This window comes from Aeromonas sp. XH, assembly GCF_033348475.1.
GTDB classification, from domain to species: Bacteria; Pseudomonadota; Gammaproteobacteria; order Enterobacterales; family Aeromonadaceae; genus Aeromonas; species Aeromonas sanarellii.
The window spans coordinates 324,640-341,861 of record NZ_CP137630.1; the positions used below are offsets into that span (position 1 = coordinate 324,640).

A 17,222-nucleotide genomic window follows, 5' to 3' on the forward strand; every position below is an offset into this window, starting at 1 on the left:
TTGGTCGCTTTAGTGCATCACTTCCCTCAGTCACAGGTGTCACCCATGATCCGAACCGCGTTTTGTCTGTTTGCCCTCGGCGGCCTGTGCCCCGTGCTGGCTGCCCCGGCATCGAACACCCTCAGCCACTCGGTGGGCACCGAGCTGGTGCTGCCGCTCGGATCCTTGCCCGAGCGAGTCTGCTGGTATCAGGATCAGAAATATTCCCTCGGTGCCCGCATCCAGCAGGGGGACCTCTGGCTGGAGTGCGCGCCGCAGAACGTGCAGGAGAGCAACGGCCCCCTGGCCTGGCGTGAGCCTGCCGTGCTGCAGCCCCTCGAGGAGGACGCGAGCAACAAGGTGACGATCCGCGTGGGTCAGTGAGCCTTTTCTTGATCCAGCTAAAGACATGGGCGTGATCTCTATCGCATAATGCGGCTCTTTCTTCTCTTGACTGGGATCTAGGCAATGGCTCGTCGCTCTTCCAATGCACAACGTCGTCGTAGCAGCTGGTGGTACAAACGCTTGTTGGCAAGGGAGCGGGAAGAGCGCGAAGCGCGTTCCGTCCGGGATTGATACCTCATTGAAAAAACGGAGCCTCTGGCTCCGTTTTTGCGTCTATCACACATCATGAACACGGGGGCCATCAGGCCCCCGTGTTGACTTTCCTGTCTGCGACTCAGGGCTGCAGGGCGGCCAGCGCCAGTTCGACCCGTCTGGCGTACTCGGGGTCTGCCTGCTCGAAGTGCCTGAGCTGGGCCGCGACTATGGCGTCATCCTCCACGTTGACCAGAGAGCGCGCCAGGTTGGCGGCCAGGCGCGCGCGCTGCCCCTCGTCCATGATCCGGAACAGGTTGCCCGGCTGGCTGTAGTAGTCGCTGTCGTAGTCGCGGAAATCGTAGTGCAGGGCGGCCCCTTCCAGACTCAGGGCCGGCTCGTGCTGCTCGCTCGGCTGCTGGGTGCCGAAGCGGTTCGGTTGGTAGTTGGGGCTGGCGCCGCCGTTGCTGTCGGCCCGCATGGCGCCGTCGCGGTGGGCGCCGTGGTGGAACGGGCAGCGCGGGGCGTTGACCGGCAGCAAACCGTGGTTGACGCCGAGGCGATAGCGCTGGGTGTCACCGTAGGAAAACAGGCGGCCCTGCAGCATGCGATCCGGCGAGAAGCCGATGCCGGGCACCACGTTGGCCGGGGTGAAGGCGGCCTGCTCCACGTGGGCGAAGTAGTTGTCCGGGTTCTGGTTGAGCTCCAGCACGCCGACCGGGATCAGCGGGTAGTCGCTGTGCGGCCACACCTTGGTGAGGTCGAACGGGTGGATGTTGTAAGTCTGGGCGTCGGCTTCCGGCATCACCTGCACATAGACCTGCCAGCGCGGGAAGTCGCCCCGCTCGATGGCATTGAACAGATCGGCCTGGCTGGTCTCCCGATCCTGCCCGACGGCGGTGGCGGCCTCCTCGTCGGTGTAGAAGCTGTGGCCCTGCTCGGTCTTGAAGTGGAACTTGACCCAGAAGCGCTCGTTGGCATCGTTGATGAAGCTGAAGGTGTGGCTGCCGTAGCCGTTCATCTCCCGCAGGCTCCTGGGGATGCCGCGATCGCTGAAGAGGATGGTGACCTGGTGCAGGGATTCCGGATGGCGAGACCAGAAGTCCCAGGCGGCGGTGGCGCTGCGCAGGTTGGTGCGCGGGTCCCGCTTCTGGGTGTGGATGAAGTCGGGGAATTTCAGCGGATCGCGAATGAAGAAGACCGGGGTGTTGTTGCCCACCAGATCCCAGTTGCCCTGCTCGGTGTAGAACTTGAGGGCGAAGCCGCGCACGTCGCGCTCGGCGTCGGCGGCGCCCTTCTCACCGGCCACGGTGGAGAAGCGCAGGAACACCGGGGTCTGCTTGCCGACGGCGTTGAACAGGTCGGCCTTGCTGAAGGCGCTGATGTCGTGGGTCACGGTAAAGGTGCCGTAGGCGCCCGAGCCCTTGGCATGCACCACCCGCTCCGGGATCCGTTCCCGATCGAAGTGGGCGAGTTTTTCCATCAACCAGATATCTTGCATCAATACCGGGCCGCGGGGGCCGGCGGTGAGGCTGTTGTTGTTGTCGACGACGGGGGCGCCGTTGGCGCTGCGCAGGGTCTTGTCGGTCATGGCGGGTCTCCTTGTGATGAGTCGCCAGACTAGGGGAAGTGGGGAGGCGGCTCCAATGGAGTGTGCCTAACCCTTTGATTGGTTTCGCTGATGGGGGTGGAAACGGACGCCAGCCTTGCGGCAAGATGGGACTCAGCCAACCAGGAGGTCTCATGTCCATCACCATTCGCCGCGCCGGTCCCGAGGACGCCCCCGCCCTGCGCGATCTCTACGCCATGCCCCGGGCCCAGGCCGGCACCCTGCAACTCCCCTTTGCCTCCCTGCAACAGTGGGAGCAGAAGCTGACCCCGCGCGACGGCGTCACCGTGCTGGTGGCCGAGTCCGATGGCCTCGTGGTGGGTAACCTGACCCTGTGGCAAGAGCCCAACCCGCGCCGGCGCCATGTGGCGGGCCTCGGCATGGCGGTGCGCGACGACTGGGCCGGGCGCGGCGTGGGCAGCGCCCTGATGGCGGCCGCCATCGACCTGGCGGATAACTGGCTCGGACTGACCCGCCTCGAGCTGACCGTGTGGAGTGACAACGAGGCGGCGCAGGCCCTCTATCGCAAGGTTGGGTTCGTGCAGGAGGGGATCGCCCGGGAATACGGCATGCGCCACGGCCAGCTGATGGACACCCTCTACATGGCCAGGCTGCGCCCATGATCGACTACCGTCGCCGCCTGCTGCCGGTGGTACGGGCGCTGGAGCGGGATCCGGACCTCTCCATGGAGGCCCTGGCGGGCCTGGCCTGCCTCTCCCTCTACCACTTCCACCGGGTGTTCACCGCCGTGGTGGGGGAGGCCCCCGGCGAGATGTGCCGGCGGCTGCGCATGCAGCGGGCGGCCTGGCAGCTCTGCTACACGGAGGCCAGCGTCACCGCCATCGCCCTGGGGGCCGGGCTCGGCAGCTCCCAGGCCTTCGCCAAGGCGTTCCGTCGCCACTATGGCTGCACGCCGGGGGAGTTTCGCCGCGACAAACGCAAGAACGGACACCTGGAACGCAAGGAGGGACACGCCTGGGACGGGCTGCTCCCCTATGCTGAAGACCTCTCATCAGCAAGGAGCAACACCATGAAAACTGTCGAGATGGACGCCCGCACCCTGGCCTATATCCGGGTCACCGGCCCCTATGGCGAAGGCTATGACGCCGTCTGCCACCGCCTGCACCAGTGGGCCGCCCCCCGCGCTCTGGATCAGGGGGAGTGGATCTTCATCTACCACGACAACCCCGAGGTGACGCCGCCGGCCCAGTGCCGCACCGACATCGGTGTCACGGTGCCGGTGGGGACCCAGGGCTCGGGGGAGGTGGAGATCCAGCTCATCCCTGCCGGGCGCTACGCCCAGTCCCGCTACCTCATCACGGATCGCAACCAGTACGGGCCGCGCTGGCAGGAGCACATCGGCGATATCGTCGCGGCCGGGCTCGCCTTTGGCGACGGCCCCTGCTTCGAGCTCTATCACAGCGTGAGCAACGCTCCCCTGCGCGATGATGTCAGCTTCTGCTCCAGCGTGCGCTAGGGCTTTGTTATCCATGGAATAGAGGCGCCCCGGGGCGCCTCTTGTTGTTTGGGGCGGGCATCAGGACTGGCTGGGCACCTTGTCCCGACGGGATTTCCACCACCAGCGCAGGCGGATCTGGGAGATGAGCATGCCCGCCAGCATCAGGGCGCAGCCGACGATGGCTCGTTCGTCCAGGTGCTCTCCCAGCAGCAGCACGCCACCGATGGCGGCGAACACAGTCTCCAGGCTGAGGATAATGGCGGCGTGGGCCGGGTGGGCCCCGCGCTGCCCCACCACCTGCAGGGTATAGCCGATACCGACCGAGACCAGGCCCGCATAGAGCAGCGCCTGCCAGCCCGCCAGGGCGCCGCTCACCGTCGGTGTTTCGATGACGAAGGCGGTGGCCAGGCTCAGCAGGCCGCACACCACGAACTGCACGCCGGCAAGGCGAATGGGTGCGACCCGGTTCGAGTAGTGATCCAGCACCAGCAGGTGCACGGCCCAGAACAGGGCCCCCACCACCTGCAACAGATCGCCGTAGCCTATGGTGAACTCCTCGGTGACGCTGAGATAGTAGAGCCCGGCCATGGCGATGAGGGCGCCGACCCAGGTGTTGGCCCCCGTCTTGTGGCGCAGGGCCAGGCCGATGACGGGCACCAGTATGATGTAGAGGCCGGTGATGAAACCCGCCTTGGCGGCCGTGGTATAGAGCAGCCCCACCTGTTGCAGGGAGGCGGCGGAGAAGAGCACCCCGCCGGCGATCAGCCCCCCCGTCAGCAGCAGGCGGCGATCACCGGCCGGCTGCCCGGGCTGGCGTGACTTGAGCCACCACAGCAGGGGCAGCAGGGAGAGGGCGCCGAGCAGGAAGCGCAGGCCGTTGAAGGTGAAGGGCCCCATGTGATCCATCCCCAGGCGCTGGGCGACGAAGCCCAGCCCCCAGATGGCGGCGGCCATCAATAACATCATGTTTGAACGCATACGGAATCATCCCTGAGAAAGAGTCGCGGTGGCACTCGGGCCCCTCTCAGTACGATACCCGTGTGCGGGGGGCTTTGTCGCCGGTCATTTGCACGCTGACCGGGGGTCAGCGACTGGCCAGCCTGGCGAGCAGGGGCAGCAGGGCGAGCAGCAGCAGGTTGCCCCTGAGGATCCAGATCACCCAGAGCTGCTGCTGGGTGGAGACGATGGGGGCACGCCCCTGGCGCAGGGAGCGGCGCCAGCGATGGAACAGCCGGCTGGGGTAGCCGAAGCTGAGGGCCATGACGAAGAACAGCAGCAGCTTGGTGCGGTAGCCCGGGTTGGCGAGCAGGGTGGCGGGGGGCTGCGGGTGGGCGAGCACCAGCAGCAGGCCGGTGATGAAGATGAGCAGCAGCGCCAGCGCGGCCAGGCTGTCCGCCAGCAGCAGCTTGCGCACCTGGTCGATGGACATGCCGCGCCGGAACAGAAAATACTCCGAGGTGATGGCGCCGGTCAGGGTGATCACGGCGCAGTAATGGAGCGCGGTCAGCAGATCCGGGTTCAACATCCAAGCCAGTTCCTTCTCGTCGGCCACATGGCACGCTTCCCTTTGGACGCCATCAGGCGGGGCTGATATTCTGACACTACACGGCCTCAGGGGATAGCAGGAGTCAGGGTTGGATAAGCGAGCAGTCTCCAAAAAAACCTGGTCCTTGGTTGCCCGGATGCGCCTGGGCCTGCTTCTGCTCTTCATCCCCGTGCTGATGCTGGGGGCCATCTACTACCTGCACATGGAGCGCAGCCTGCAACGGGAGTTGCAGCAGCGCCTGCTCGCCACCAATCACCAGTTGCGCCACGTCTTCATCGAGCCTTATCTCCATGAGCTGGAGCGCCAGTTCTCCCTCATCTACGACAGGGTGAGGGTGGAGGACATCAGCGGTCCCCGGCTGCTCAACACCGAGACCTATCTCAGGGAGTGGCGCCTCTACAAGGGAGTCATGGCGGATCTCGTCTACATCTATGTGGGCACCGCCGAGCGCCAGATGCTGATCTATCCCGCCTGGCAGGCGGATGCCGGTTTCGACCCCAGGACGCGCCCCTGGTATCAGCTTGCCAGCCAGCATCTGGGGGAGATGGTCTGGACCGAGCCCTACTACGACTACACCAACGGCAACCTGGTGATCGCGCTCGCACGGGCCATCACCGACAAGGAGGGCAAGGTGCGCGGCGTCTTCGCGGTCGATGCCATCCTGGCCCCCTTCTCCGCCCAGCTGAACCGTCAGTGGAACAGCGGTTACCAGATGATCGTCAACCAGTCCGGCAAGGTGCTGGCCCATCCCGACCCGTCCCGGTTGCTCAAACCCATGACGCACCCGAGCTGGCTCTCCCGTTTCAACGGGGCGGATGGCATCTTCCTGGATCCTGAGTCGCGGCAGTTCGTGGCCTACAGCCGGCTGCCGGAGCGCAACTGGGTGCTGATCAGCGTGCTGCCGGCTTCCAGCATCCAGGCCGTGGTGGCGAGCGCCTCTCTCAACGTGCTCGGGATCATCGTCCTTGCCAGCGTGCTCTACGTGGTGCTGGCGCTGATCTGGTCCCGGTACTTCAGGCGCATGGTGGACGAGATCTCCACCCGGATCCGCGCCAGCAGGACGCAACCGGAAGGGCTGTCCCACGGGGGGATGCGCGAGCTCAGGCACGTCTATGCGGAGCTGGCCGAGGTGAGCAAGGATTACCACGAGGCGCGCCAGCAGGCGAACCTGGACAAGCTGACCGGCCTCTACAACCGCCGCTTCTTCGACGAGCGTCTGAACCGGTTGCTGCTCGATCAGCATCCCTTCTGCCTGGCCATGATCGATCTGGATGGCTTCAAACGGGTCAATGACACCTATGGTCACCAGACCGGGGACGTGGTGCTCAAGCGGGTGTCGAGCCTGGGCGCCCGATTGCTGGGAGATCATGGCTGGGTCTGCCGCTACGGCGGCGAGGAGCTGGTGGTGCTGTTCGCCAACCCGGACGTCAACTTCTGCCTGATGCTGCTTGAGCAGTTTCGCAAGGGGGTGGAGTCACTGGACTGGCGCGAGCCCGGCCTTGGGATCACCTTCAGCGGCGGCCTGGTGGCGAGCGCCCCCGGGCTGGATGCCAGGCACCTGCTGGCCATGGTCGATGCCGAGGTCTACCGGGCCAAGCGGGATGGCAAGAACCGCATCCATCTGGGGGAGGCCGCGCCGTCGAACGGCTTGCCGTCAGACGACGGCATGCTGAGCAAGGAAGAGGCCTGAGGGCCTCTTCCGCGTCTGGAGGGTCAGGCCTGCCCGGACCAGTGGAGCAGGGGCCAGCCCAGCTCCGAGGCGCACTGGCGCAGCGCGGGAGCAGGATTGACCGCATGGGGATGGGTCACCGCCCGCAGCATGGGCAGATCGTTGTGGGAGTCGCTGTAGCCAAAGCTCCCCTGCCAGGGATTGTTCCGCCCGGCAAAGAGCTGGTTGATGCGGGCCACCTTGCCCTCGCGAAAACTCAGGGTGCCGCGGGTCTGGCCGGTCAGCCCTCCGTCCTCCTCGTCGAGCAGGATGGCGACGCAGTGATCCATTCCCAGCATCTTTGCCATGGGGGCCACCAGATGCTCGCCGGAGGCGGAGATGAGCACCAGCTCGTCGCCCCGCTCCCGGTGCCACTCGATGCGCGCCAGCCCTTCGGGGTAGAGGCGCTCGCGCAGCACCTGCTCGGCGAAGTGGCGGCACTGCTGATCCAGCCACTGGCGCGACCTGCCCGCCAGCGGCTGCAGGGTGAAGGCCATGTACTGGTGCATGTCCATCTTGCCCTGGTGGTAGAGGGACATCATGGCCTGCTCCTCGGCTATCATGCCCGCCGGGGCCAGCTCCTCGGCCACCATGTACTCCAGCCAGAGGCTGGCGCAATCCCCGGCAATCAGGGTCTCGTCCAGATCAAACAGTGCCAGTGCCATGGGCGCTCCTCGCAGTGAAAATGGAAATGAAATGCGACGTCATGCTACCTCACAGAGCTGATCCCGGGCCACCGCCAGGGTCACGGCGCCGCCCACCGGCCACAGATCCCGGGCCGAGCGGTTGAGGCAGTCCACCGTCAACAGCCCCGCCTCGCACTCCACCTGATAGCGGATGACGTTGCCGAGCAGCTGCTGCTGGCGAACGATGCCGGGCAGGCTGGGCTCGCTGCTGGTCGCCCCGGCGGGCAGCAGGGTGATGGACTCCGGTCGCAGCGCCAGCTTGCCCTGAAAACGGGGGCCGAACAGCGACTTGCCCTGCTCGGCGCCGAGCAGGTTGTAGTTGCCGATAAAGCCCGCCACAAACTCGCTGGCGGGTCTGGTGTAGATCTCCTCCGGCGTGCCGCTCTGCACGATGGATCCCTTGTTCATCAGGAAGATCCGGTCCGACAGGGTGAGCGCCTCCTCCTGATCGTGAGTCACGAAGAGGGTGGTGAGCTCAAGGCGCTGCTGGATCTCGCGGATCTGCTGGCGCAGGCTGCGGCGGATGCGGGCATCCAGCGCCGAGAGCGGCTCGTCCAGCAGCAGGATCCTTGGCCGTACCACCAAAGCCCGGGCCAGCGCCACCCGCTGGCGCTGGCCGCCGGATAGCTCACTCGGATAGCGGCGCTCGAAACCGGTCAGCTCCACCAGCTCCAGCGCCTCTTGCACGCTGGCGGCGAGATCCCGTCCCGGCTGGGGCTTCATTTTGAGGCCGAAGGCGACGTTGTCCCACACCGTCATGTTGGGGAAGAGCGCATAGCTCTGGAACACCATGCCGATGCCCCGCTTCTGGGGTTCCTGCCAGGTGATGTCTTCACCGGCCACCCGCACCTGACCACCATCCACCGGGGTGAGCCCGGCCAGCGCCCGCAGCAGGGTGGACTTGCCACAGCCGGAGGGGCCGAGCAGGGTCACCAGCTCCCCCTTGCGAATGCCGAATTCGATCCCCTCAAACACTTTGGTGTCGCCGTAGGATTTGTGCAGTTGATTCACTTCTAGATGGAACATGTTGATTCACCGATGAAATCTGTTGGCCGCCCAGGTGAGCAGCAGGGTCAGCAGGAAGTAGCTCATCACCAGGGCGCTGGTGAAGTGCCCCGAGGTGGCACGCATGTTGTAGAGGTAGACCTGCAGGGTCTCGTAGCGGGTGCCCACCAGCATGTTGGCAAACACGAACTCGCCGAGCAGGAAGGAGAGCGACAGAAACAGCGCCGCCAGCAGCCCCTTGCGCAGGCAGGGGATCACCACCAGCAGGAAGGCGCGGCCACTGCTCGCCCCCAGCAGGTGGGCGGCATCCATCAGATCTTTCAGCGGCACCCCTTGCAGGCTGTTGGCCAGTGCCCGGTACATGAAGGGGAGCACCACGGTGAACCAGGTGCCCACCAGGATCCACGGCGTGCCTATGATGGGCAATGGGCCGTCGGCATAGATCTGCAGCAGCCCCACCGAGGAGACCACGGGCGGCACCGCGAAGGGGAGCAGGATCAGCAGGTTCATCCAGGGATCCAGCCTTGGGAAGTAGTAGGCCACCACCAGCACGGTGGGCACCAGCACCAGGGTCCCCAGCAGCAGGGTGGCGAAGCAGACCAGCAGGCTGCGGCCAAAGGCCGCGAGAAAGCGCGGGTCGCCCCAGAGCTTCAGATACCAGTCGAGGGTGAAGCCGTCCGGCAGCAGGGTCGCCCCCCAGCGGGTGGAGATGGAGTAGAGAAAGGTAGCCAGCAGCGGCAGCAGCAGGGTGGCCACCAGGGTCCCCAGCACCCAGCGCGGCCAGCTTGGTTGCAGATCATGCATGGGATTGCCCCTTGTTCAGATAGCTCTTCTTCAGCAGCCACTGGTTGGCGGCCGTCACCACCCCCAGCAGCACCATCAGGATCACCGCCAGTGCCGCCGCCAGATTGGGCTCGAGGAAGATGTCGCCGGAGACCAGGCTCGCCACCCGGATAGTCACCAGGTTGAAGTTGCCTGTGGTGAGGGCGTAGGCGGAGGCATAGGCCCCCACGGCGTTGGCAAACAGGATGATCAGGGTGCCGAGCAGCGCCGGGGTAAGCACCGGCAGCGCCACGTGCCACACATACTGCCCCTTGCTCGCGCCGAGCAGGGCGGCGGCCTGGGGCCACTCATCCTGCAGCGCGTCGAACGCCGGGTAGAGCAGCAGCAGGGCCAGCGGGATCTGGAAGTAGGTGTAGATGAGGATAAGGCCCGAGCCCGAGTAGAGGTTGAAGCCGTCGATGAGGCCCCAGGATTTCAGCAGCAGGGTAAGGGCGCCGTTGATGCCGAGCACGATGATGAAGGCAAAGGCGAGTGGCACCCCGCTGAAGTTGGCTGTCATGGTGACGAAGGCCAGCAGCCCCCGCTTGACCCGCTCGCCGCTGTGACGCAGCGCTGCCGCCCCGAGCGTGCCGATGGCAAGCCCCGCCAGACTGGCGATACCGGCGATGCGCAGCGAGTTGCCGAAGGATTGCAGGTAGAAGGGGGAGCTCAAAATCTCCCGATAGTAGTCGATGCCCCAGCCATCCGGGGTCTGGAAACTGCCCACCAGCACCCACACCATGGGGGCGAGCTGGAACAGGATCATCAGCAGGATAAACGGCAGCAGCACCAGGGCCGGCAGCCAGTGGCGGCGCACCTTGTGCTTGGTTGCCACGGGTTGATCCACGAGGATCTCGGTGGTTGCAGGCATCATCAGTGCACCTCGCGCATAAAGGCGGACTTGAGCAGCGGTGGCGCTGCTGGCTTGTCGTGGGGAACCCCCAGCAGGTCGGCCATCAGGGCGCAGAGCTGGGTCTGGGCGATCGCCACCCCATCCGGCCAGCGCTCGACGAAGGCATCGCCAAACAGCCAGAGCGGCACCGCGCGCTCTTCGGGCAGGGTGCCGCCGTGGCTCAGGTCGTTGTTCATGCCGTGGTCCGAGGTGATCACCACCTGATACCCCTCTGCCAGCCACTGGGGCAGCAGATCGGCCAGCAGGCTGTCCATGCGGCGCGCCTGATTGCGGTACTGGCGGGAATCGAGGCCACACTTGTGGCCGGCATCGTCCACCCCCATCGGGTGGATCAGCAGAAAATCGGGGTCGTACTGGCTGCGCAGCCACTCGCCGTCCATCAGCAGATGGCTGTCGGGGTAGGCGTCATCCCAGTAGAAGCAGCCGTGCTGGATCGGCAGCTGCTCGTCATGAGTAAAGCGATCGCGGGCCGCCAGCCAGGGGCTCTGGTTGTAGAGCTCGCTCACCCAGTAGTAGGCCGCGGCCGCGGTGCGTTTGCCCGCGGCGCGGGCCAGATGGAAGATGGAGTCATGCAGGCTCAGGCGACTCACCCCGTTGTGGGTGATGCCGCTCGCCACCGGCGGCACGCCGGTCAGGATGCACTCGTAGAGAGGCCGGGAGAGGGATGGCAGGGCGGCATTCAGGGTCGTATGCAGGCCCCGCCCCGCCTCCACCATGCCACCGAGGTAGCCCATGCAGTGGGCTACCTCGGCTGCCAGACCATCCACAAGTACCACTATCACCTTGTGTTGCACTGGATTTCCTTACTGCATGTTGATCATGACGGTTTCCTGCCACTGGCGCGGCAGGGCCTTGGAGCTCTGTTCCCAGGCGGCATGATCCTGCACCGGCTTGGCATTGGCATACTGCTCGGCAGGCAGCAGCTTGGCCTTGACGTCATCCGGCAGGGTCACGTTGCTGCGGATGGGGCGGGCGTAGCCACGGGCCAGGTTGATTTGCCCCGCATCGGAGAGGATGTATTCACGGGCCAGCTTGGCGGCGTTGGGGTTCTTGGCCCACTTGTTGATGATGGTGGTGTAGCCGGCGATGACGGAGCCGTCGCTCGGGATCACCACATCAAACTTCTTGGGGTCGATCTGGTCGCGGTAGTTCAGGGCGTTGAAGTCCCACAGCACCCCCACTTCCACCTCGCCCTTCTCGATGTTGGCGATGGTCGGGTCGTTCAGCGACAGGCGGCCCTGCTTGGCCAGCTGACCGAACAGCTCCAGCGCGGGCTTGAGGTTCTTCTCGCTGCCGCCGGTGGCGTAGGCCGCCGCCAACACACCGTTGTTGGCCTGGGAGGCCACGCCCACGTCACCCAGGGTCACCTTGTAGTCGCCGCCCAGCAGGGATTGCCAGCTGGTGGGGGCGGCCTTGACCAGATCCTTGTTGATCAGGAAGGCGATGGTGCCGGTATAGGCCAGCATCCAGTGGCCGTCCGCATCTTTGGCCCAGTTGGGAATGTCAGCCCAGGTGGAGGGCTTGTAGGGCTGGGTGACCCCCTGCTTGACCGCAACCGGACCGAAGGCGCCGCCCACGTCGCCGATGTCGGCGGTGGCGTTGGCCTTCTCGGCGGCGAACTTGGCGATCTCCTGGGCCGAGCTCATGTCGGTGTCCTGATGCTTGATGCCGTAGAGGCTGCCGAGCTGCTGCCAGGTGTCCTTCCAGTTGGCCCAGCTGTCGGGCATGCCGACGCTCTGGAGCTGGCCTTCGCCGCGGGCGGCTTTTTCCAGATCCGCGATATTCTCGGCTGCATAGAGCGGCTGACTGATGGCCGCCAGGGCCAGTGCACTTGCGATCACGCTTTTCATCATCATCCCATCCCTCTGGACTAGGTCAGTTAAGGTTCGAGAGGGATGCTAGAGGGGGAATATGACGGTGGCGGGGCGCTTTGATGGCAATTTGATGACATGTCGACCTGTCACCGGGCTGTCATCCCGCGGGGGTACAACTCCGGGTGACAGCCGCTGGTCTATGCCAGCCATGAGCGACAGGAACCTGACAGTGACCGACAGCCGAATCCCCTCCAAGTGCGAACAGATTTGCCGGACCTTGCGCCGCTACATCGGCAGCGGCCAACTGGTCCCGGGGCAGCAGTTGCCCGCCGAGCGGGCGCTCAGCGAGCGCTTCGCCACCACCCGCATCACCATCAAGGAGGCGCTCTCCAGCCTGGAAGCGGACGGCCTCATCTACCGTGCCGAGCGGCGCGGCTGGTTTGTGGCGCCGCCCAGGCTCACCTATGACCCCGCCATCCACACCCACTTTCACCAGTGGATCGGCGAGCAGCAGCGCACCGCCGAGACCCGGGTGCTGGCCCACGGCAAGGCGCTTGCCAGCAGCGAGCTGTGCAGCCGGATGGGGCTGGCCCCCTTCACGCCGCTTTATGAAATCCGCCGCCTGCGTTTCATCGACGGCCGCCCCGTGCTGCACGTCAGCCACCACCTGCTGGCGAGCCGCTTTCCCGATATCGCGAACGCCCCCCTGGCGGACTCCCTCACCGAGCTCTACCGGCAGCGCTATGGCATAGGCCAGGGCGGGGCCAGTCTCGAGATCACCCCTTCGGCGGCGCGGGGAGAGATAGCCCGCGCCCTCAATCTGGCGGAGGGGAGCGCCGTGCTCAGACTGGTGCGGGTCAACTACGACGAGCGGGGAACGCTGGTGGATTGCGATATCGAGCACTGGCGGCCGGATGCCATTCGCATCTGTCTGGATACACGGGTGTTGCAGCCGCTCGCAGGCAAGCTGCAGCAAACCCAGCTCGCCGATTAGGGAAATAGCCAGAGCACTGACGGGCACAGTGGCCATTCGCATCTGCCTCGATACCCGGGCGGTACAACCGGTCTTGGGCAGATCAGATCGCAGCCAGTTCAACTTGCCGAGTAGCGGGCCGCCAGCGCCGCGGATCCCGCAGGATCCGCCGGGATCAGTTGTCGATGTTGGGGATCAGATCGTCGAAGCTCTGGTAGCCGCAGTCCGCCAGTTGCAGGGACATGGTGTAGGTCTTGCTGCCCTCCCGCTGGCCGATGGCGGGACGGTTGAGCTTGAGCTCCTGGTGCCAGTACTCCTTCATGCGATCGATCAGTGCCATGGCCTCGGGCTCGTCCAGGTGAAGCTGGCACAGCGCCATGTAGTTGTTGGGCTTGTGCATGTTTTCCACCAGATAGTCCCCCAGCACCGACATGGCCTGGCGCGCCTGCTGGCGGGCGAAGCGGCTGTGCTGCTCGAAGCTGATCCGCTCGCTGATGAGGAAGTGGTAGCTGTTGTCGATGCCGAGCTGCAGGATGCCGAGCTTCTCCAGCTTGCGCAGATAGAGGTAGCAGGAGGCGTCGGTCAGGCCGTACTCCCGCTTGAGATCGATCAGGGTCTTGTCGCGCCAGAAGATGTTGGCGAGGAAGGCGTAGAGCCCGGGCTCCTTGTGGAATGCCTCGTCCTGCTCCTGGGTGAAGACGGCGCGCCGGCTCTGGGCATCCTGGGTGCGATCCAGCAGCTCCTCGAACGAGAGCCCCACCAGGTGGCAGATCTCCAGCAGGGTGTCGAATGGCAGGGAGGGCTTGTTCATCATGCGCTTCACGGTGGCGATGGAAACCCCCATGGCTTCGGCCAGGGTCTGGTAGCGGATCCCCTTGTCGGTGAGCGTCTTCTTCAGGGTGTCGAGGATGTGATTGGCCAGGGTCTGGCTGTAGGTCATGCAACTATTCCTTTATCTGCATTTTTAGTCGTGTCAGAAAATGAGTGGTTTGTCTGTATTGGGCTCAATTTTTGACACCTAGAAAAACCAGAGGAGAGTAACCCGGTGATGACGGCTGAAATGGCCTGACCAGTTGTGGTGCAAGGTGGCAGAAAGTGACACTCGGTGGTGCATATCCTTCAACCTTTCAACATTTTGCTGGTGATGCATATTACATCGCACATAATTCAACACGAATCGGATTCAATACCTTCCTGGTTGAGAAAACGATTGTTTGCTTCCAATTTAAGGGTTTTTTTAACCGCAAGGTTTTATTCTTTCCTGGCATTGAGCGGAACTCGCAAGAGGTCCGCTTTTTTTCTTTTCCCCGAATCTGAGCCCGCCGTCAAGAAAGAGGCGCAGTTTTGGCGCTTCCTGCGCCACCGACCCCGGGAGACAGGCCCTTATTCCCCCTTGCAGGGGAACAGCTTGGGGATTTCCCGCACCAGCCAGCTCTTGGCCTTGCCCATGGTGTCCCGCCGCCAGGCCAGCACGACCTGGATCTGGTGGCGATACTCGGGGCTGATCACCTTGAGTCTGCCCGCCTTGATGTCCTCTTCGATCCAGCTCTGCGGCATGGTGCCGATGCCGAGCCCCGCCAGCAGGGCGTCCCGTTTCTCCCCCATGGTGCTGACGGTAAGGCGCGGCTGCTTGTCCAGCAGGCGATAGGTGAGCACCGGCTTGCGCAGTGCCGTGTCGGCCACCGCGATGGCGCGATGGCGGCGCAGGGTCTCGTCCGCCAGGGGCTCGGGCTCCAGGTGCAGGGGGTGATCCGGGTGGGCGACGTAGAGCATCACCTCCTCCTGCAGCGGCTGATGCTTGATGCCGGTCAGGGTGATGTCGGGGTTGAGGGAGGAGATGAGCAGGTCGGCGCGGCCATCCTCCAGACACTCCCAACTGCCGGCCAGCACCTCGGCCCGCAGTCGCAACCGGGTATCCGTCAGCTCGGCCAGCCGCTCCACCAGGGGGTAGAGCGCCTGCAGGGGGACCAGGGCGTCGACGGCGATGGTGATGTCGGTCTCCCAGCCCCGGGCCAGGGCCCGGGTCTCCCCCACCAGGTGCTCGGCCGCGTCCAGCAGCACCCGGCCCCGCTCCAGCAGCATGCGCCCGGCCGGGGTGAACTTGGTCCTGTGGCCGCTGCGATCGAACAGCATGGCGTCCAGCTCGTCCTCCAGCTTCTGCACCGTGTAGCTCAGGGCGGAGGGGACCTTGCCCAGCTCGTCGGCCGCCGCCGCGAAGCTCCCACGGCGATCGATGGCATCCAGCACCCGGATCGCCTCCAGGGTCAGCGCCCGCTCCTTGTTCGATTCCTTGGCCATATCCAAACCTTCAATTTTTTTGAATGTGTTTACCAGATTATCTCGCTAACAACTTATGGCAAGCCACTTTAATATTCAACCAACGCTTAGGCAGGAAGGCCAAGCGGCCAAATAAAAGGTAGTTCCGGGCTGAGACATCACAAAGAGCGATGTCTGATGTCGGTGAAAGAACAACATAGTATTTGAATGATCTCTTGCATGGATGCATTGATTCGGGCCACAGCGGCCTTGGCAATGACACAAAAACCAAGAGAGTGAAAGAACATGAAAAACGTAATCAAGATGCTGGCCGTTGCAGGCCTGATGACCGCAGGTGTTGCCCAGGCCTCCGTGCCGGCTGACTTCAACGCCGCCCCTGGCGTGCTGTTCGTCAACTGGAGCGCTACCGCCGCGATGGATGGCAAGGCCAACCCCATGCTGGAGGTGCGCGACGAGTCCGGTGATCTGCTGGCCTCCGTTCACGCCAGCTTGATGGGCACACAGCAGGTGCAGATCCCGAGCCGCACTCAGGGCAACCTGACGGTGAGCCTGGGCGACGAGAGCAGCAGCTACCGCATCCCCTTCGGTCTGGGTGACGGCCGCCAGCGTTAATGAACCACATTGGTCAGTGAGGAGCACACCATGATGAAATTGAGAGCCGCAGAAGCACGGGGCAAGGCCAACTTTGGCTGGCTGGACGCCCGTCACAGCTTCTCCTTCGGTCACTACTATGACCCGGAATGGATGGGGCACTCGGCCCTGCGGGTCATCAACCAGGATCTGGTGGCGCCGGGTGGCGGTTTCGCGACCCACCCTCATGCCAACATGGAGATCCTCACCTGCGTGCTGAGCGGCACCATAGAGCACAAGGACAGCCTCGGCCACGCCGAGCAGATCCCGGCGGGGGATTTCCAGCTGATGAGCGCAGGGTCCGGCATCCGGCACAGCGAGTACAACCCCTCGCACACCGAGCCGCTCTCCCTGCTGCAAATCTGGATCGAGCCGAACGAACACGGCACGACTCCCGGTTATCAGCAGAAGAAGATCGAAAGCAAACCCGGCATGACGCTGGTGGCGTCGCCGGATGGCGAGGCAGGATCCTTCAGGATCCGCCAGCAGGCCAAGGTATGGCGGCTGCAGCTCGCCGAAGGGGAGACCCTCGAGTGGGCATTGCAAGGACGTCATGGTTACCTGCATATGATTTCAGGGGAGCTGACTGGCAACGGTCTGGCTGCCCGACCCGGCGACGGCCTGCTCAGCCGTGACGAGTCGTCCTGGGTGCTCAAGGCTTCGAGCGAGAGTGAAGCCCTGCTGTTTGATCTGCCTTGATAGATAAATCTCGGCGAAATGAATGAGTTAACAATTAGCTCTTACACTGTTAATACCATGATGGTAAGCAAAGGAATCTGACGATGGACAAGATGAAAGATGTGGCACTGCTGGTGGGTCGTGTACTGCTGGCGCTGATGTTCGTGATGGCAGGCTGGGGCAAGATCGGCGGTTACGCCGGTACCCAGGGCTATATGGAAGCCATGGGCGTGCCCGGGTTCATGTTGCCCCTGGTGATCCTGCTGGAGCTGGGTGGCGGCCTCGCCATCGTGCTGGGCCTGTTTACCCGCAGCCTCTCCGTGCTGCTGGCCGGTTTCACCCTGATGGCGGCCTTCATCTTCCACTATCAGCCTGCGGATCAGATGCAGATGCTGATGTTCATGAAGAACCTCTCCGTGGCCGGTGGCTTCCTGGCCCTGGCGGCGGCCGGTGCAGGGGCCTTCAGCCTGGATGCCCGCCTCGGCAAGAACTGGTAATACCCCGCAAGTTCGAGTTTTCCAACGCCTTTTGGCCGGTGCCCAGCACCGGCTTTTTTATGCCCGTTCGCGGGCCTATGGCATTTGTG

19 protein-coding genes are annotated in these 17,222 nt (G+C 64.3%); 8 read left to right on the forward strand and 11 right to left on the reverse strand.

Annotated elements, in window-relative coordinates:
* Window positions 1-45: 45 nt before the first annotated feature.
* A complete protein-coding gene (locus tag R2B70_RS01470) occupies window positions 46-363 on the forward strand; it encodes a YnjH family protein (RefSeq protein WP_216991510.1) in 318 nt (105 codons plus the stop codon).
* A 295-nt stretch (window positions 364-658) separates the two neighbouring features.
* Here R2B70_RS01470 and R2B70_RS01475 read toward each other — a convergent pair whose 3' ends face one another.
* Entirely contained in the window at window positions 659-2,107 is a 1,449-nt protein-coding gene (locus tag R2B70_RS01475; protein WP_318162462.1) for a catalase, read from the reverse strand.
* Between the two features lie 152 nt (window positions 2,108-2,259).
* On the opposite strand from R2B70_RS01475, the gene R2B70_RS01480 reads away from it, so the two are divergent.
* Window positions 2,260-2,748, forward strand: a complete 489-nt coding sequence (locus R2B70_RS01480) for a GNAT family N-acetyltransferase (RefSeq protein ID WP_318162463.1) — start codon at window positions 2,260-2,262, stop codon at window positions 2,746-2,748.
* The gene (locus R2B70_RS01485; protein WP_318162464.1) at window positions 2,745-3,602 is read left to right on the forward strand and encodes an AraC family transcriptional regulator; all 858 of its coding nucleotides are present in this window, start codon (window positions 2,745-2,747) and stop codon (window positions 3,600-3,602) included. The genes R2B70_RS01480 and R2B70_RS01485 overlap by 4 nt, the downstream gene beginning before the upstream one ends.
* A gap of 60 nt (window positions 3,603-3,662) precedes the next feature.
* Here R2B70_RS01485 and R2B70_RS01490 read toward each other — a convergent pair whose 3' ends face one another.
* Window positions 3,663-4,562, reverse strand: a complete 900-nt coding sequence (locus R2B70_RS01490; RefSeq protein ID WP_042074498.1) for a DMT family transporter — start codon at window positions 4,560-4,562, stop codon at window positions 3,663-3,665.
* Between the two features lie 106 nt (window positions 4,563-4,668).
* Window positions 4,669-5,109 (reverse strand): DUF2214 family protein, encoded by a 441-nt coding sequence (locus R2B70_RS01495; protein WP_042074499.1) that lies wholly within the window; start codon window positions 5,107-5,109, stop codon window positions 4,669-4,671.
* 109 nt (window positions 5,110-5,218) lie between these two features.
* Between R2B70_RS01495 and R2B70_RS01500 the strand changes: the two genes are divergently transcribed.
* A complete protein-coding gene (locus R2B70_RS01500) occupies window positions 5,219-6,820 on the forward strand; it encodes a diguanylate cyclase (protein ID WP_318162465.1) in 1,602 nt (533 codons plus the stop codon).
* Window positions 6,821-6,843: 23 nt separating this feature from the next.
* On the opposite strand, the gene R2B70_RS01505 is transcribed toward R2B70_RS01500, so the two are convergent.
* Genes R2B70_RS01505 through R2B70_RS01530 form a run of 6 tightly spaced genes read right to left on the reverse strand, consistent with a single transcriptional unit; the run spans window position 6,844 to window position 12,114 of the window.
* The gene (locus R2B70_RS01505; RefSeq protein WP_318162466.1) at window positions 6,844-7,503 is read right to left on the reverse strand and encodes an HAD family hydrolase; all 660 of its coding nucleotides are present in this window, start codon (window positions 7,501-7,503) and stop codon (window positions 6,844-6,846) included.
* A 39-nt stretch (window positions 7,504-7,542) separates the two neighbouring features.
* Window positions 7,543-8,550 (reverse strand): ABC transporter ATP-binding protein, encoded by a 1,008-nt coding sequence (locus R2B70_RS01510; RefSeq protein WP_318162467.1) that lies wholly within the window; start codon window positions 8,548-8,550, stop codon window positions 7,543-7,545.
* 6 nt (window positions 8,551-8,556) lie between these two features.
* Window positions 8,557-9,333, reverse strand: coding sequence for an ABC transporter permease (locus tag R2B70_RS01515; RefSeq protein ID WP_318162468.1), 777 nt, complete (start codon window positions 9,331-9,333; stop codon window positions 8,557-8,559).
* On the reverse strand, window positions 9,326-10,225 hold the full coding sequence (locus tag R2B70_RS01520; protein WP_318162469.1) for an ABC transporter permease: 900 nt from the start codon (window positions 10,223-10,225) through the stop codon (window positions 9,326-9,328). Before R2B70_RS01520 ends, R2B70_RS01515 begins: the two co-directional genes overlap by 8 nt.
* Window positions 10,225-11,058, reverse strand: a complete 834-nt coding sequence (locus R2B70_RS01525) for an alkaline phosphatase family protein (RefSeq protein WP_318162470.1) — start codon at window positions 11,056-11,058, stop codon at window positions 10,225-10,227. The genes R2B70_RS01520 and R2B70_RS01525 overlap by 1 nt, the downstream gene beginning before the upstream one ends.
* Window positions 11,059-11,067: 9 nt before the next feature.
* Window positions 11,068-12,114: an ABC transporter substrate-binding protein gene (locus tag R2B70_RS01530; protein WP_318163309.1), complete on the reverse strand. Its 1,047-nt coding sequence runs from the start codon at window positions 12,112-12,114 to the stop codon at window positions 11,068-11,070.
* 172 nt (window positions 12,115-12,286) lie between these two features.
* Between R2B70_RS01530 and R2B70_RS01535 the strand changes: the two genes are divergently transcribed.
* On the forward strand, window positions 12,287-13,072 hold the full coding sequence (locus tag R2B70_RS01535; RefSeq protein WP_216991519.1) for a UTRA domain-containing protein: 786 nt from the start codon (window positions 12,287-12,289) through the stop codon (window positions 13,070-13,072).
* Window positions 13,073-13,226: 154 nt separating this feature from the next.
* Here R2B70_RS01535 and R2B70_RS01540 read toward each other — a convergent pair whose 3' ends face one another.
* Both R2B70_RS01540 and R2B70_RS01545 read right to left on the reverse strand, forming a co-directional pair.
* A complete protein-coding gene (locus R2B70_RS01540; RefSeq protein ID WP_042074518.1) occupies window positions 13,227-13,991 on the reverse strand; it encodes a helix-turn-helix domain-containing protein in 765 nt (254 codons plus the stop codon).
* Window positions 13,992-14,434: 443 nt separating this feature from the next.
* The gene (locus R2B70_RS01545; RefSeq protein WP_042074520.1) at window positions 14,435-15,349 is read right to left on the reverse strand and encodes a LysR family transcriptional regulator; all 915 of its coding nucleotides are present in this window, start codon (window positions 15,347-15,349) and stop codon (window positions 14,435-14,437) included.
* 264 nt (window positions 15,350-15,613) lie between these two features.
* On the opposite strand from R2B70_RS01545, the gene R2B70_RS01550 reads away from it, so the two are divergent.
* The 3 genes from R2B70_RS01550 (at window position 15,614) to R2B70_RS01560 (ending at window position 17,133) form a co-directional block, all read left to right on the forward strand.
* Window positions 15,614-15,940, forward strand: coding sequence for a hypothetical protein (locus tag R2B70_RS01550; RefSeq protein ID WP_042074523.1), 327 nt, complete (start codon window positions 15,614-15,616; stop codon window positions 15,938-15,940).
* A gap of 30 nt (window positions 15,941-15,970) precedes the next feature.
* Window positions 15,971-16,657 carry a pirin family protein gene (locus R2B70_RS01555; RefSeq protein WP_209795003.1) on the forward strand — a complete coding sequence of 229 codons (687 nt, stop codon included), beginning with the start codon at window positions 15,971-15,973 and terminating at the stop codon, window positions 16,655-16,657.
* Between the two features lie 83 nt (window positions 16,658-16,740).
* Window positions 16,741-17,133 (forward strand): DoxX family protein, encoded by a 393-nt coding sequence (locus R2B70_RS01560; RefSeq protein WP_219142986.1) that lies wholly within the window; start codon window positions 16,741-16,743, stop codon window positions 17,131-17,133.
* Window positions 17,134-17,222: the final 89 nt, after the last annotated feature.